This window comes from Streptomyces sp. NPDC055189, from assembly GCF_053606765.1.
This window is the reverse complement of the sequence record NZ_JBSGSG010000114.1, coordinates 1-14064: the sequence shown is the minus strand read 5'-3', so window position 1 is coordinate 14064 and position 14064 is coordinate 1. Positions and strand designations below refer to the sequence as shown.

Annotated in this window: 15 protein-coding genes and 2 pseudogenes; 6 read left to right on the top strand and 11 right to left on the bottom strand. The window is 69.3% G+C overall.

Annotation, left to right across the window (positions count from 1 at the left end; all coding sequences use genetic code 11):
* Window positions 1-65: 65 nt before the first annotated feature.
* The gene (locus ACWFR3_RS42440) at window positions 66-278 is read right to left on the bottom strand and encodes a helix-turn-helix domain-containing protein (RefSeq protein ID WP_375852363.1); all 213 of its coding nucleotides are present in this window, start codon (window positions 276-278) and stop codon (window positions 66-68) included.
* A 204-nt stretch (window positions 279-482) separates the two neighbouring features.
* Here ACWFR3_RS42440 and ACWFR3_RS42435 point away from each other — a divergent pair, with 204 nt between their 5' ends.
* The 4 genes from ACWFR3_RS42435 to ACWFR3_RS42420 all read left to right on the top strand — a co-directional run bounded on the left by ACWFR3_RS42435 (window position 483) and on the right by ACWFR3_RS42420 (window position 3703).
* A complete protein-coding gene (locus tag ACWFR3_RS42435; RefSeq protein ID WP_375852353.1) occupies window positions 483-992 on the top strand; it encodes a helix-turn-helix domain-containing protein in 510 nt (169 codons plus the stop codon).
* Window positions 993-1102: 110 nt separating this feature from the next.
* On the top strand, window positions 1103-1486 hold the full coding sequence (locus ACWFR3_RS42430) for a hypothetical protein (RefSeq protein ID WP_365435084.1): 384 nt from the start codon (window positions 1103-1105) through the stop codon (window positions 1484-1486).
* Window positions 1487-1505: 19 nt separating this feature from the next.
* Complete coding sequence (locus ACWFR3_RS42425) at window positions 1506-2801, top strand: hypothetical protein (protein ID WP_375852355.1); 1296 nt, start codon at window positions 1506-1508, stop codon at window positions 2799-2801.
* 662 nt (window positions 2802-3463) lie between these two features.
* Window positions 3464-3703 (top strand): helix-turn-helix domain-containing protein, encoded by a 240-nt coding sequence (locus tag ACWFR3_RS42420; RefSeq protein ID WP_375852340.1) that lies wholly within the window; start codon window positions 3464-3466, stop codon window positions 3701-3703.
* A 110-nt stretch (window positions 3704-3813) separates the two neighbouring features.
* Here ACWFR3_RS42420 and ACWFR3_RS42415 read toward each other — a convergent pair.
* Both ACWFR3_RS42415 and ACWFR3_RS42410 read right to left on the bottom strand, forming a co-directional pair.
* Window positions 3814-3948: pseudogene (locus ACWFR3_RS42415) on the bottom strand (DUF397 domain-containing protein); the annotation flags it as partial.
* Between the two features lie 107 nt (window positions 3949-4055).
* Window positions 4056-4238: a hypothetical protein gene (locus tag ACWFR3_RS42410; protein ID WP_376126677.1), complete on the bottom strand. Its 183-nt coding sequence runs from the start codon at window positions 4236-4238 to the stop codon at window positions 4056-4058.
* 320 nt (window positions 4239-4558) lie between these two features.
* Between ACWFR3_RS42410 and ACWFR3_RS42405 the strand changes: the two genes are divergently transcribed.
* Window positions 4559-4807, top strand: a complete 249-nt coding sequence (locus tag ACWFR3_RS42405; protein ID WP_375852342.1) for a GntR family transcriptional regulator — start codon at window positions 4559-4561, stop codon at window positions 4805-4807.
* 71 nt (window positions 4808-4878) lie between these two features.
* Window positions 4879-6303, top strand: coding sequence for a D-glucuronyl C5-epimerase family protein (locus ACWFR3_RS42400; RefSeq protein WP_375852343.1), 1425 nt, complete (start codon window positions 4879-4881; stop codon window positions 6301-6303).
* 55 nt (window positions 6304-6358) lie between these two features.
* Here ACWFR3_RS42400 and ACWFR3_RS42395 read toward each other — a convergent pair whose 3' ends face one another.
* The 8 genes and pseudogenes from ACWFR3_RS42395 to ACWFR3_RS42360 form a co-directional block, all read right to left on the bottom strand.
* Complete coding sequence (locus ACWFR3_RS42395) at window positions 6359-6658, bottom strand: hypothetical protein (RefSeq protein WP_376660800.1); 300 nt, start codon at window positions 6656-6658, stop codon at window positions 6359-6361.
* Between the two features lie 422 nt (window positions 6659-7080).
* The gene (locus tag ACWFR3_RS42390; RefSeq protein ID WP_375852334.1) at window positions 7081-7413 is read right to left on the bottom strand and encodes a hypothetical protein; all 333 of its coding nucleotides are present in this window, start codon (window positions 7411-7413) and stop codon (window positions 7081-7083) included.
* Between the two features lie 83 nt (window positions 7414-7496).
* Window positions 7497-7682 (bottom strand): hypothetical protein, encoded by a 186-nt coding sequence (locus tag ACWFR3_RS42385; RefSeq protein ID WP_375852335.1) that lies wholly within the window; start codon window positions 7680-7682, stop codon window positions 7497-7499.
* A gap of 15 nt (window positions 7683-7697) precedes the next feature.
* Window positions 7698-8627 carry an N-acetylmuramoyl-L-alanine amidase gene (locus ACWFR3_RS42380; RefSeq protein ID WP_375852336.1) on the bottom strand — a complete coding sequence of 310 codons (930 nt, stop codon included), beginning with the start codon at window positions 8625-8627 and terminating at the stop codon, window positions 7698-7700.
* Window positions 8628-8691: 64 nt separating this feature from the next.
* On the bottom strand, window positions 8692-9189 hold the full coding sequence (locus ACWFR3_RS42375) for a hypothetical protein (protein WP_375852337.1): 498 nt from the start codon (window positions 9187-9189) through the stop codon (window positions 8692-8694).
* Window positions 9186-9677: a hypothetical protein gene (locus ACWFR3_RS42370; protein WP_375852338.1), complete on the bottom strand. Its 492-nt coding sequence runs from the start codon at window positions 9675-9677 to the stop codon at window positions 9186-9188. The genes ACWFR3_RS42375 and ACWFR3_RS42370 overlap by 4 nt, the downstream gene beginning before the upstream one ends.
* Window positions 9678-9690: 13 nt before the next feature.
* Window positions 9691-12132, bottom strand: a complete 2442-nt coding sequence (locus tag ACWFR3_RS42365; protein ID WP_376041042.1) for a hypothetical protein — start codon at window positions 12130-12132, stop codon at window positions 9691-9693.
* Window positions 12132-14064: pseudogene (locus tag ACWFR3_RS42360) on the bottom strand (hypothetical protein); the annotation flags it as partial. The gene ACWFR3_RS42365 and the pseudogene ACWFR3_RS42360, both read right to left, overlap by 1 nt.

Sequence of the window (14064 nt, the reverse complement as noted above, 5' to 3'; positions counted from 1 at the left end):
GATGCCGAGCGGGGCCCAGCTGCGGGCGCGGGGCGGGCGGCGGACGATCTTCGTGGCCTTCACGGTCACGGCTTCTTCTCCTCTTCGGCGATCAGGTCCTCGTCGACCCGGAGGGCGGTGGCGACCTTGCGGACCTGCTCAGTTCCGGTGTCCTGGATCTGCTCACGCTCAAGGCGGGAGAGGTAGCCCCTGTTCAAGCCGGTCTGCGCTTCAAGCTCAGGCAGGCTCATTTTCCGTGCACGTCGGATGTCCCGGATGAGTGGTCCTCTTGGCTTCACGCCTACATTCTGAGCACACCTTGGCTACGGACGCAAGCAGCCTGCCTACACTCTGGGCACAGATTCTGTGCTTCTGGCCTATGCCAGTGGCAGCCGATAGGGGCGGTATGCAACTCGTGAGACGTAAAAGGCTCAACAACGCGCAGGTCAAAGCGCCGAAACTTGGCTACGCGCATGCAACCTGATGGGGCATGATGGAGACTTATGGATGAGGCAACGAAGCGACTGGGAACTGAGCTGCAGGCTGCCCGCGAAGGCCGGCGCCCCCGGCTCACCCAGCCCCAGGTAGCGGAGCACCTGGGCGTCAGCCGGACCACGATCCAGAACATCGAGGCAGGCCGCTTCCAGCGGGTCAACGCGAACATCCGCGACTACGCGCGCCTGCTCGGCTGGCCCGAGGGCGCCGCCGAGCGCGTCATGGAAGGCGGCACGGTCCGCCCGCCCGACGAGCCGCCGGCCACCGCGGAGCCGTCCGCCCCGGCCGCGCTCGGCCTCTCGCCCGCAGTGGAGATGGAGCTGCAGGCCGGCGAGACGCTGGAGTCGAACGTCATCAACCTCGGCCCGGACGAGGACGACGGGCACATCATCGTCGTCCTGCAGAGCCGCAAGGGCGCGACGCGGGAAGAGATGGCACGGGTCGCGGCGCGCTACCGCAAGGCCCGCCGGTACCTCCAGAGCATTGCTTCTGAGACTGATGAGGTTGCAGAGCCCTAAGAAAACAGTGCTGCCCTAGTGTGCTACCGCGCAAAGTGTGGTTGCATGCACGTACCGTCACCGGGAGGGGGGGACCACTCGGCGGATCGGGGCATTACATGTTTGCGCGAGTGGTGCGACGCAGTGGGAACTACTTCACGCCGCACATAGGTGATCAGCCCTCCGGGCTCGTCGTCTGGGTCCACGAAGACGACGTCACGGAGGAAGGCCGGAAAGCGTTCGAGGACGCGCTCGCCGAGCAGATGCAGCGTTGGGAGCCGCGTTCCCCGGGAAGCCCCCGCGGGCGCCAGATTCCCTTCACTATGGATCGACGACAACGCATCGAGCACGACATTCCGCTGATCGTCGAGGACCGGCCCGACTTCATCCACTACACCGTCCGGGCTTCGCTCATCACCGAGCGAGCGGCCCGGGCGCTCACCCGCGCCCAGTCCAAGGAATCAGCGAACTGGCAGCGCAGGCCTGCGCGGCGGACCAGCCGCACGGCGATCTGAAGGGGGAGGGAGCGGGGCAATGGCCTTCGCAGAGAAGGTGTACAAGGTCCGGAACGGCAAGCAGACCAAGCAGTTCACGTGGCGCTCGAGGTACAAGAAACCGGACGGCACCTGGGGGTCCGAACCTGGTTTCGCCACCAAGAAGTTGGCCGAGGAGTGGGGCGACGAGCAGGAGCGCCTCATCAAGGCCGGCACATGGATTGACCCCGACAAGCGGGCCACGACGTTCGGCGAGTTCGCCGAGGCGTTCATGGCGGCCCGCCGTAAGCGGGGGCGCACGGTCGGGACCCGGTGGGACCGGCTGGACAACCACATCCTGCCCAGGTGGAAAGACGTGCCGCTGGGCGCCATTTCGTGGTTCGACGTCGACTCCTGGCAGCAGAGCATGACGGTGGAGGACGTTACCCGCGGGCACTGCGTGTCGCTGATGTCCACCATCATGACGGCGGCTGTGGACGCCGGGTACATCACAGTGAACCCGTTGTTCGGCCGACGCCGCACCCGCGACACGTCGGGTGAGGCGGCCTGGACGAAGCCACCGAAGGTCCGCCGGGATGGCGGGGCCCGCCCGGAGGATGCCGTGCTCGTCGCGGAGCGCCTCGGGCCGGCCATCGGCGTGCACGTGCTGGCGACGGCGTTCACGGGCCTGCGCTGGGGCGAGGGCCTCGGACTGCATCGGGACAACGTGCTGCTGATGCGGCGCCAGCCGTGGGGCGCGGGCGAGTTCGTGTGCCCGATCCTGCGGGTGGTCGAGGAGTATGCGGAGTACCAGGAGCGCGACGAGCGGGGCCGTAAGAAGGGGTACGTCCTGAAGCTGGAGCCGACGAAGAACGACGGCTCGACGCGCGACGTGGACGTGCCGCCGTTCCTGGCCGTGCTGCTGCGGAACCACCGTCAGGACTGGCCGCACGAGCGGCCGTTCAGCACGCCGAGCGGGACGCCCTGGCGCCGGGGGAACTGGTCACGGTCTTTCCGGCCGGCGTGCGACGGGCGTGAGGAGCGGTCGAAGCGGCAGGGCGTCGCGTACCGGGCGGCGTGGGAGCCGATCCTGCCGGGCTTGGACATGCGGGCGTTGCGGGCGCTGCACGACACGATGCAGTCGGAGATCGGTGTGAAGGAGCCGCTGGCGTTCGAGGCGGCCGGTCACCGGCGGCCCGGCATCAAGCGGCACTATCAGCGGCCGACTCCGGCGATGCGCGCGGAACGGCTGGACGGGCTGGAGTCCGTATTCTGGAAGGCGATGGCGAACGTGGGGCTGCGCACGCTGTGGGGCCGCGTGGACCTGATGAAGCATCCCACGGAGTTGATCTCCTAAATCTCTCCTAAATGATCTTGACCGGTACTCCCCCGGCAGGTGCCATCAGGGAAGACCAGCGGCTAGAGAATCCCTCTCCTAAAGCGGGTGTCGCAGGTTCGAATCCTGCCGGGGGCACACTGTTGATCAGGGCAAAGGCCCCGGTTTCCCCAGGTCAGATGGGGGCCGGGGCCTTCGTCGTGCGGTCGCACTCACTCTGACTACACACTCACTACGGGCTGACTACACACTCACTACGGGAGTTGGTCTCCTAAATATCCCCTAAATGATCATGGCGTTGCTGCAGGTCAGCAGACGAACCGGGCGCCCCTGCGCTCCCACTGGCGGGAGGGCAGGGGCGCCCGGAGTGCCGGACCGTACAGAGGGGGGGACCACTGTGTGAACGGTCCGGCACGGCTGGTTTGCCCGGTCAACACCATGTCTAACAAACGGATGCCGACCTGGTCATTCACCCGTTCGTGTGAACACCCGTTCGAATATGCACACTACACACAGCCCTGCGGCATATGCCAGAACCGCAAGGCTACGGGTCGAACTTGATGGAATGTCACGCCATGCGGACCGGATGCCCCGTGTCCCACGGTGCATGCCGGTCAATCAAGATCGGAAAAGGCGGAACGTATTCCGCAGACACATGATCACGCGGCATCGACGTTTGTCGAGTGCTTGCCCTGCCCGACGACGATGACGACAGCTGGCTCTCCGAGGTCCATCAGGCCATCGGGGACCGGGTGCGCGCCGAGCGGCTCCGGCAGAACCTGACCCAAGACGCTGTGTGGCAGGCCGCGCGCATCGATCGGCGGACGCTGCAGCACGTGGAGGCCGGCCGGGACGTGAAGCTGTCCACGCTGGCGCGCGTCGCCCGGGTCCTGGGCGTGCCGCTCGCCGACCTTGTGCGATGAAGCGGCCCCGGCCGGTGTGGACACCAGCCGGGGCCGCAGCGCGCAAGGGTCAGGCGCCGAGCGTGCCCACCTTCACCGCGCCGAGGAACGTGGTCCAGGCGCGTGGGCGCCACGGCTGCGGCGCCGCGGGGACGGTCCTTGGTGTCCCGGAAGTACGCGCCGGACGACGTCTTGGCGACCTCGATGCAGGCGCCGTTGCCGGTGCTGTAGCTCGACACGTGCCAGGGCAGAGTGGTGCTGTCCATGTGTTGCCTTTCTGGTGGTTGTTACGTGATGGGGCCCCGTCCCCGACGGGGGGCGGGGGCGGGGCCCCTGCCCGTGCCCGGCCTGCGTTCTTGCCGGGTCCGGGAGTTCAGTGGCGGCACCGCGGGCACCGGCACGGCGGCCACGCCGAAGTCAGCGCGAACGGGTCAAGCGGCTCATCAGCCGTCACGCACACCTCGTCACGCCGCTCGATGATCTCGCCGTCGTGGATACGGGTCACCCGCATCGTCATCAGCCGCATGGGCGCCTTGCCGGCCTGCCCGGCGCTCACTGCTCGCCCCGGTGCGCGGTGGCACGATGCCGGCGGAGCCACACCCGGCAGTCGATCGCCCGCGAGAGGTCGCCCGCCCGCTCCGCGCTGGCCTCCTCGACTTTGAGTCGTCGGCATTCGGAACACCCGGGCACTGCCGGCGTCGGCGCTTGTGTTCTACGATCCATGCGTCACTGCTCCCTATGTAGCGGTGGCCACACCCCCCGGGCCCTGCCAGGCCGCGGGGGTTTCTTGTGACCCAGACCATACCGCGCCTTACCGAGGGTTGCCGAGGGGTCCTGCGGTCGCGCGGCATGGTGCGGGAACCTACGGTCGCCGGTATGAGCGCTGATCTCGACCGGACGCGGGCGGTATGGAGGCAGGCCGCGCAGATCGTCATCGGCCGGATCAAGGACGGCACCTATCCGCCCGGGACCCGAGTGCCCTCGACGCTGGAGCTGGCAACCGAGCTGGGGGTCGCGGCGTCGACGAGCCAGAAGGCGCTCGCCTATCTGCGTCGTGAGGGCTGGTTGCGCGGCGAGACCGGGATTGGAACCTTCGTCGCCGACCGGCCGCCCCTCGACGGCTGAGCGCGCCCAGGTGCCGGCGGACGCCACGTCAGGCCCTCGCTATCCGTGCCGCTGCCGGGGACACTTGTAATATGCAACTTACCTTTCAGCAGGCTGGCTACCGTCTCGTCACTGATCTGCCGGAGGAGATGCGGCCGTGGCGTGACCGGCCGACCAAGTGGGAGAACGTCTCCCCCGCAACCGGCACCTATCATCTCGACTCTGGCGGCGTGTACCTGTACTACCCGGACGTCGGCAGCGCCGGACTCGACCACCCCGTGGGTCAGGCGCAGTTCGGGCTGGGCTGTATCTCCAGCTACCGCGCGGAGACGGACCCGGCTCGCCGGGCGGTGTTCCTGACGCGGGCGAAGACGCAGGCGGACCGGCTCATCGCCAAACGGCTTGAGGCCCGGGGCAGCTGGTGGTTCCCGTACCCCTTCCCGTTCACGCACGCCGTGCACACCGGTGTCTCGTACAAGGCGCCGTGGTATTCGGGGATGGCGCAGGGCGAGGCCATCTCCCTGTTCGCGCAGCTGTCCCAGCTGGACGGCGTCTGTGGCGAGGACCGGGCCAGGTATCTCGCGGCGGCCGACGCGGCGTTCGCGTCGCTTCAGGTCGCGGACGACGGCTACCCGTGGGCGGTCAACGTCGACGGCGCTGGCTATGTGTGGCTTCAGGAGTACCCGGGCAGCGAGCCGGGCACCGGCGACTACACATACAACGGGATGGTCTTCGCGATGTTCGGGTTGTGGGACTACTACGTCGCCACGGGCAGCCAGGATGCGGCAGCCCTGTACGACGGGTGCGCGACCACCATCGCCAGGTACTTCCCTCAGCTGCGGAACACCAAGTGGGCCTCGCACTACTGCCAGACGCACCGGATACCCGCGCCCTCCTACCACCAGCACCACATCAACCTGCTGCGGCAACTGCATTGGCAGACTGGCAGCCCGGACTTCGCCGACCACACGGATCGGCTCGTCGACGACTACCCGGCCAGCGTGACGGGCACGGTCCAGTTCGCGGCCGGCACGCACACCCTGTACCGGTACGACACGGCTGCGGACGGCTCCTGGGTGGAGTCCAGGGCGGACAAGGTCTTGGAGACCAAGTCGGTGACGTTCAGCCGGGCGACGCAGGCCCCGGCGTCGATGCGGCGCCGGATCCAGAACCGGGGCATCTACTACCGGATCAGCGCGGGCCCGTATGAGGGCTGGTGGGTGGGCGAGGCATGGCCCAACTCGCACCTGCTCGGGCAGTACCTGACGACCCTGTACCGGCCCACCCGCACGGTGACGTTCCCCGGCGGCAGCGTGCCGGTGGACACGTACAAGGTGGCGACGGACGGCACGGCGACCATCAGGACGGTGTCCTTCGTGAACCCGTCGAACGCGCCGACGGACCGGCGGGCGATCGTCAACGGGCGGCCGTGCTTCCAGATCACGGCGGGCGGACTGACCGGGTACTGGGTGCCGGCGGTATCGGTGACGGTCAACTCCTCGGGGCCGACCGGCTAAGGGCTGCGGTAACGACGAAGCGGCCCCGCCCTCCCGAAGGAGGACGGGGCCGTGGTCATGGGTACTGGCGGCGGTGCGGGTCGAGGCCTAACGCCTCCGGGGTGTTGCCGTTGCCGTTGTTGCCGGGCTGGTTCGGCGGCGGGGCGCCGTCCCGCCTGCAGACGAGCGCGTCGGCATCCCATGACGGCGCCTGCAGGCTGTACCCGTCGGGGCATGCCTGCCCGGCCCTGCCGTCCTTGCCGTCGTGGCCGTCCCTGCCGTCCTTGCCGGGCGGTCCTGCGGGTCCTGCGGGTCCTGCGGGTCCTGCGGGCCCTACCGACCCTGCCGACCCCGCCGGGCCTGCTGGACCGGTCACCGTAGCGCCGGGCTCGCCTTGCCCGCCGGACGGTCCTGCAGGGCCGGGCGAGCCGGGCGGGCCCGTCGCACCCGGCCGTCCTGGCTCGCCCTGCGGACCGCGAGGCCCGGCCGGGCCCGGGATTGGCACAGGCACCTGAGCACGCGCGGGCAGATCATCGACCGCCCGCGACGGGTCCGGCGCCGCCGGCGTCCCTCCCCCCGCTTTGATCTGCGAGCGCAGCACCCGCACATCCGTCGCCAGTGTGGCCACGGCGTCCCCGCGCAGGTCCGCCTCGGCGGCGAGGTCATCCGCCCGGCGGTCTCCCGCGTCGATGCGTAGCCACACGAGGACGACCGCACCTGACAGCACGAGTAGCACGGCTGCGACCGCGAGGAATCGCCATTGCTGTACGTGGAGCGGCCTCGCGTGGCGACGTGTGTTCACGTGGGGTGTCCTCCCAGCTCGACGATCTGTGCGCGCAGCCGCGTGTTCTCACTGCTGAGTTCGGTGATCTGCCGCTGTAGTGCCGCCTTGTCGGCGCGTTCGCTGGCGAGTTCGGCGTAGGCGGCGGCGAGCTGCCGTTCGTTTTCGACGAGCCGGTCGCGCAACTTGTCGCGTTCCTCTTGCAGGTTGTCGACGAGTGTCGAGTAGCCGCCGAGCACGGCGCCGGACTGCGAGGCCCTATTCGCGCCCCGCTGCCCGATCAGTGCGCCGACCGCAGATGCGAGCCCGACGGCGATGGCTCCGACGGCGCCGAGCTGCGCAGCGTCCACGCAGGACCTCCGATGGTGCAGTGGGGGGTGAGCAGGGCGCCGCGGCAGTCGTCGGGTGAGCCGCCGGACCGCCACGGCACCCATCAGGCGCCCGTCGAAGGCTGCTTGTTGGGCACGGCGTAGGTGACGCCCCAGGCGCCCAGGACCGCGAGCGCGATGGTGATGCCCTCGGTGGCCGTGACCTGACCGTCCTGCACGGCGGTGACTGCAGCCGTGGCGCCCGCGGCGAGGCCGGCCACGATGGACTTGGCGATGCTGGAGATCTTCATGGTGTCCTTCTGGGATCAGGCGGTGACGGTGAAACCGTGCTTCGCGGCGAGGCGGCTAAGGGAGTCCTTGCCGGGGATGCCGTCGGCGCTCTGGCCAGGCTTGCGGCCGCGGAACCCGCACCGCTCCTGCCAGCCGCTCATCGCGTCCTTGGTGGCCGTGCCGTAGTGGCCGTCCAGGTACGTCTTGGCGAGCAGGCCCTCGTCGACGAGCGCGGCCTCCACGGCGCGCACCCCGGCGTAGGTGACCGGCGTCCCCTTGGCCTGCGGGTCGGTCTTCGCCGCCTTGACCAGCTTGGACAGCGACACCGTGGGCTTGGCCGGGGCGGGCAGGCTGGTGGTGGGCGGCTTGCTGTCGAGCCGCTTCGCGACGCGGTCGAGGATCTGCTCCCAGTCCATGCCGGGCCCGCGCGGGTCGACCTTGCCGGGCTGCCAGTCCAGGTGCCGCAGCGCCGACCGGGCGCCCCACCCGTGCTGCCGGCAGATCGCGGCTATCACGCGGACGATGGCCTCGATCTGCTCGGTCGGCCACGGGTCCTTGCCGTCGCCGAGGTTCTCGCACTCGAAGCCGTAGAAGGCCCGGTTGCCGTCGGCGGTGGCCTCGTTGTCGACGGGCGGCCGCCGCTCTGCGATGACCGCGGACAAGACGTCCGGGTCACCGAGGCCGGCGTGGTTGGCGCGGCCCCAGCCGACCGTGTGCACGCGCCCGTCCTTGGCGATCATGCCGTGGCAGAGCGGGCCGGGCAGTCCGGCGTACCCGTCGCGCACGATCTTCACCGTGTTCGCCGTGCCCTTGGTGACGGTGTGGTGGATCATCACGCCGTGCACCGGACCCCACGGGCCCTTCGCGTTGCGGTTGTGGTTCTTCCAGTCGCCGACCTCGACGACGGTCACGCCCTCAGCCTTCAGGGCGGCGAGGAACTGGGCAGCGGTGAGTGGAGTTGCCACGGGATGCCTCCAGGCATGAGAAAGGCCCCGGCCATCGGCGCGGGGCGGGCGGGGTAGGGCTGGGTCAGTTGGCGGTCTGGTATTCGATCTGCGCGCGCAGGATGTGGCCGGCGGCGAGGGTGGACGGGGCGGCGCCGGTCATGGATGCGGCTCGCGAGTCCGTGGCCGATGTGGGGAAAGTGCAGGAGAAGACGGTGCTGCCAGCGCTCATCACGGCCTGCCCGGCCCATGTTGAGGCGCCAGCCGCGAGCCGGGCCGTGCCGAGGTAGTCGACGACGGCGGACGTTGCTGCGAACGGGACGCTGAAGGCGTAGGCGCCGCTGCCGTAGGTGGTGGTCGACCCCATCTCCAGGCGGATGTCGGCAAGGCACTTCCGGCCGACCTTGAGATACCGGCCGGTCAGCACCCCGTTCCCGAGGGCCGGGTTGGTCGTCGCTGTCCACGTCGGCGTGTACGTGGTCCACGCGTCGAACATGCTGTTGAACTGGTCGCGGATCTCCTGGTTCAACAAGGCCGCCGTGACGGTCTCGCCGACGATCCACGTCTTCGGTGCGAACGTCACGCCCCCACCTCCGGGGCCTCCGGCTCGGGCGTGGGCTCGGGCTCGGGCGTGGGTTCCGGTTCCGGCTCGGGCTGCACCGGGTTGCGCGGGTCGTCCGGGTGCCACCAGAACCGGCGAGTCAGGCTCAGCGCCTCGGCCTCGGCGGCCTCGATGTCATCGGGGACGATGAGCGGCACCCAGTCCCGCCGGCATTCCGCGCACCCGAAACGCGGGTCGGCCACGGAGACGGCCCACGCTGTCCGGCAGGCATCGCACTCGGTGATCCACCGGCCGTCATCGATCCAGGCGTACAGCCCCGGATGGTCCGGCACCGACTCGGTCGGGACGGGGACGCGGCGGCCCAGCCGGTACTCGACCCACGCGTAGACCAGCTCGGCCCCGGGGATCTGCGACCAGTCTTCCGCGGGCTGGCCCCGGCGCGGGGGCGGCGGCAGGTAGAACGTTTCGGCGGTCACGATGGACGCGGCGGGCAGGGCGGACACGGCCATGGGCGTGCTCCGATCAGTAGGCGAGGCGGGTGGTGGAGTCGAGCCTGGAGTACACGGGATCGCCGAGGACCCACACGGAGTCGTTGAAGGAGGCGCTGGTGTGGAACTGGATCACGTGGCTGCGCTCTTTGATCGTCTCGGTGTAGCCCTCGACCGTGACCCGCATCGAGGACGCGGGCGCCTGCGAGGGCAGGCCGTAGACGGTGAAGTAGCTGGAGATGTCGGCGTCGAGGATGTCCAGATAGTTGGGCATCGTGTACGCCTCGATCACCACCTCGCGCAACTCCGGCCCCGGGTTTGCGTACCGGGACACGACCCAGTAGGCGGCGTCCAAGACGCTGTTGTCGCTGGTCTTGAGGATGTCGAGGGGCTGCGGCTCGTACAGTCCGAACGCCGTGATGCTCGAGGGCGCGGTGACCCGCTGGGTGGCGCCGCCGGGCCGGGAAGCCTGCAGCGAGTTGACCATCTTCTGGTCGTCGTCGGAGATGCTCGTTCCCGGCTCGAGGTCGGCGTAGGTGACCGTGAACACCTCGCCGGACGGGTCCGGGTTGTAGCGCAGGTCGCGGCTTTGGAATGCGAGCCCGAAGTAGTCCCGCTCGGCGTACAGCTTCGCGGACTCGGTGTACTCCACCTCACGCATGCGGGCGACGACCTGCGTGCCGCCCGCCGCCTGGGACGCGATCGGGTCGAACGTGCCACCGAGAATCGTCACGCTGTCCACGCCCGCATACCGAGCCAGCCGCTGGATCCGCTCGGCCGCACTCTCGCCCGCGTACCCGGTCGCCCCGGCCCTGTAGTGGCTGGCGAGCCGGGACTCGGCGGCCTGGGCCACCCCGTACAGGGCAACGTAGGCGATCGACCCGGACCACAGGCGGGTGCCACGGTAGCCGCCGATATGCAAGATGCGCTGGTCGGTGCCATAGGGCACGGATACGCCGGCCATCGCCAGCGCGCCGTCGAGGAACACAAGCTTCGAATATTGGCCAAAGGCCACGTGGTGCCAGTTTCCGTCCGCCAGGCCAGGCGTAAAGGGGATCGGTGCCGTCGCCAGCGTGCCGCCGGTGTCGGTCCATTCGATCTGCAGCTGGCCGCTGCCGGACAGGGACAGCACGTGCACGTACTGCAGGTCCGGGGACGCCAGAGCCATGATGGCCCGGCCGGCGGTGGTGGTCTGGAACCAGCACTCGAGCACTGGCCGGCCGCCATTGAGCTGCGTTTGGACGTCGTCGCCCATGTTGGCCGACAACCATTTCCCGGCCGTCGCCGAGGACGGAGTGAACAGCGGGACCTGGTCCTCGGTGGCGGGCGGCCCCGGCGCGGCAGCCATGGCGAGGGTGCCGCCCGTACCGACCTGCTGAATGGTCAGGGATCCCGCGCCGATGCCGGACAGGTCGCCCGCGCTGGTGGAGTCGGACGGCTCGGTCAGCGGGTAGAACGCGAGCGGCCCGGACGCGAGGACCTCCTCGGCCGCCATGCTCCGGAGCACGGGGAGCCGGTTGAGCCGCTTGAACAGGTCGGTGCACGTGACCGTGACCGTGCTGGAGAGGCCCTCCCAGTCGACGGGGAACTCGTTGGCCGTGCCGCAGAAGCGGGGCTTGATGATGGCGCCGACCAGGTCCCACTCGATGAAGTCGTTGGTGCCGCCGGTGCGGGTGGCGGGGAACTCGACCGCGTGCGTCTGGCTGGACACCCACGCGGGCGCAGCGAGGGTGCGGCGCACGGTCCAGCTGAAACCGTCGCGGGACGTCTCCCAGTAGACGGTGCCGCCGGACTCCCGGACCCGCAGCCACGCGTGGTCGATCGGCGAGTAGGTGAGGTTCACGGCGGACCCGTCGAAGTACGCCGCCTGGTTCGACGCGGCGAGGAGGCCGGTGAGCGCGTCGTACCGCCAGCCGATCCGCGTGCCCGCCGTAGTGGAGTTGACCCACATCGACGCGGCCACGTTCGACGAACCGCCCGCCTTCGGGACGGTGACCAGCTTGGCAGTGAGGCGGCTGCCCTTCAGCGTCCACTGCCGCACCGACTGCAGGCCCGCATCCCCGGCAGTGCTCACCGGGATGCGGACCACGCCGCCCCGCTCGACGACCCCGCCGTAGGAGTTGGGCCACAGCACCGAGTCGACGCGGCCATCGTCGAAGTCGTCGCCCAGCTGCCCGACCGGGTAGGGCGCCGCCCCGGACCGCGTCGGCATGTGCGCGACCGCGATCCGGATCGGCGCGTTGCGCCGCACGAACGGGTAGTACGGCGACGAGGAGTTGCCCGGGGTGAACCGGCCGTCGTCGTTGTCCAGGGCCAAGGTCGCCGTGCCAGGCTGCGTCTCGGACAACTCGTCGGCGGCGCCTCGGGTGATGGTGATTGCCCGCGCTGTGCTGACGTACTGACTGATGTCCGTCCAGGTGATGGTGTCGGGGTACTGCACCAGGCCGCCCCAGCCCATTTCCACCAGCCACGCCACTACGCCACCCCCAGCTTCACGTTCAGGCCCTGCGTTCTTTTGAGCATGAGCAGTACGCGCTGCAGTTCCTTGCCGACAGCGACCGGGTCCATTGCCCCGTTGATGTCGACCTGTACCTGCATGACCCCGCCGCCCCCGCCGGCCACGACAGCGGGCCGCCCCAGCACAGGCTGAGCCGAGGCGACGCGGCCGGTGACGACGCCGAGGGCGCGGTCGACTTCCGGCAGCGCGCCGACCAGACCGCGGGCCAGGCCCTGCGTGGAGAAGCGCCCCAGCTTGGCCATCACCGTGGACGGGCTCTTGATCCCCAACGCTTTCTTGATGCTCTTCTGCATCCCCTGGGCGATCTTCAGCATGAGCTTCTCGATGTCTTTCTGCTGAGAAGCCAGGCCCGTGAGGAACCCCTTGCTGGCGTTCTTGCCGGAGTCGTACAGGATGTCCGCGCCCCGCTTGCCCAGCTTGTCCGTGGACTTGTCGAGCTGGCTCTGCAGGCTGTTGATCTGCTTGAACGTGTTCTTGTCCGCGCCGACCAGAGCGGACGCGTAGGCGTAGCCGTCCTCCGGGCCCATGTTGAGGATCTGCCGCAACAGCCCCTTGTTCAGGCCCTTCTTGGCGAGGATGTCGATGTACTTGCTGAACTGCTTGATCTTCGCGAGCTTGGCCGCCAGGCCGGCCTTGATGCCGCCCGCGGTGACCTCCTCGGGCTGCATGCCCAAGTTGCCGAGGCTGGCCTGGTCCCGTGCGTTCCTCGTGACGTCCTTGGCGTACTGCTTCGCCTCGGCGATCTTCGCGGCGAGCTTGTCCCGCTTGGCCGCCAGGGCCATCAGTCGACTCGTCTGGAAGTTAACGGCGGCGACCAGGCTGGACTCCTTCTTGCCGGAGAACGCCGTCTTGATGTCCTTGACCAGGTCAGCCGACACCGACTTGATCTTCGCCCGGGTGCTGGTCAGCCCCTGAATGAAGCCGCGCCCAACGTCCTTGGCGAGCGCCCGCGTCTTCTTCGACGGTGACGCGATCTCCAACTCCGTCCGGATGCCGGCCGTGACCGCGGCCGCCATCGTCTGCGCAGCGGAGAACACCCCTCCCGTCGAGCCGCCCATCCCGGTGGTCAGGCCTCGGGCAGCGTCCCGCCCGGCACTGGCCGTGCCCGCCTTCAGAGCGCGCGTGGTGGTGGCGTCGATGACACGTCCCGCCTGACCGAACACGACCAGCTCGGGCCCGTTCTCACCGACCAAGGACACCTCGCCCGCTTCGACCGGGCCGCCTGCGGCGTTCTTGCTGACACCGCCCTGCCCGGTGTAGGGCCGGGTGTCGGTGCTGTACTGGGCGATCGTCTGCCGAACGGTCGTGATGGTGACGGTCTTGTTCCGCAGTCCCGCGAGGGCCTGCTGGATCGCGCGGGCGGCGGCGCTGGCCCGGTCCCGCGCCTCCAGCGTGATCGTCTTGTCCTTGAGCGCGTCGCGGGCCTTCTGGACCGCAGCGATGTTGCCCTTGGCGTTCGCGGTCTCGGCCGTAATCTTGAACCGGCCGTCCTTCAGCCGCGTGACCTTGAAACCGAGGTCGCGCAGCATGCTGACCGCGTCCGCGGTGAGCGCCTTGACCGTGACCTTCTTCGAGTCGGGCGCCTTCTTCATCGCCGCCACGACACCGTTGAGGCTTGTGATCGCGCCCTCGGTGCGCATCTCCAGGCGCATCTTCGGCGACGGCATCTTCAGCAGCGTGCCCGCGAGCCGCTCGGCTTCCTTCCGGTTGCCGGTGATCGCAAACGCGTTGTCGACGAGGGTCTTGCGGCCCTTGTCGTAGATCCGGGTGACCTCTGTCCACGAGGCGCCGTTCTCGCGGGCCTTGGCCGCGGCGTCCTCGGTCGCCGCCGCCATCTGCGACAGGGCGTCCCGGTTTGCGCGGCCCTTGTCCGTGCCGACGTCGAGGGTC

Bases quoted from the DNA above. Each gene is read 5' to 3' on its own strand.
- ACWFR3_RS42435 (WP_375852353.1), top strand. From the start codon at position 483: ATGGATGAGGCAACGAAGCGACTGGGAACTGAGCTGCAGGCTGCCCGC.
- ACWFR3_RS42425 (WP_375852355.1), top strand. From the start codon at position 1,506: ATGGCCTTCGCAGAGAAGGTGTACAAGGTCCGGAACGGCAAGCAGACC.
- ACWFR3_RS42405 (WP_375852342.1), top strand. From the start codon at position 4,559: ATGAGCGCTGATCTCGACCGGACGCGGGCGGTATGGAGGCAGGCCGCG.
- ACWFR3_RS42400 (WP_375852343.1), top strand. From the start codon at position 4,879: ATGCAACTTACCTTTCAGCAGGCTGGCTACCGTCTCGTCACTGATCTG.
- ACWFR3_RS42385 (WP_375852335.1), bottom strand. From the start codon at position 7,682: ATGAAGATCTCCAGCATCGCCAAGTCCATCGTGGCCGGCCTCGCCGCG.
- ACWFR3_RS42370 (WP_375852338.1), bottom strand. From the start codon at position 9,677: ATGGCCGTGTCCGCCCTGCCCGCCGCGTCCATCGTGACCGCCGAAACG.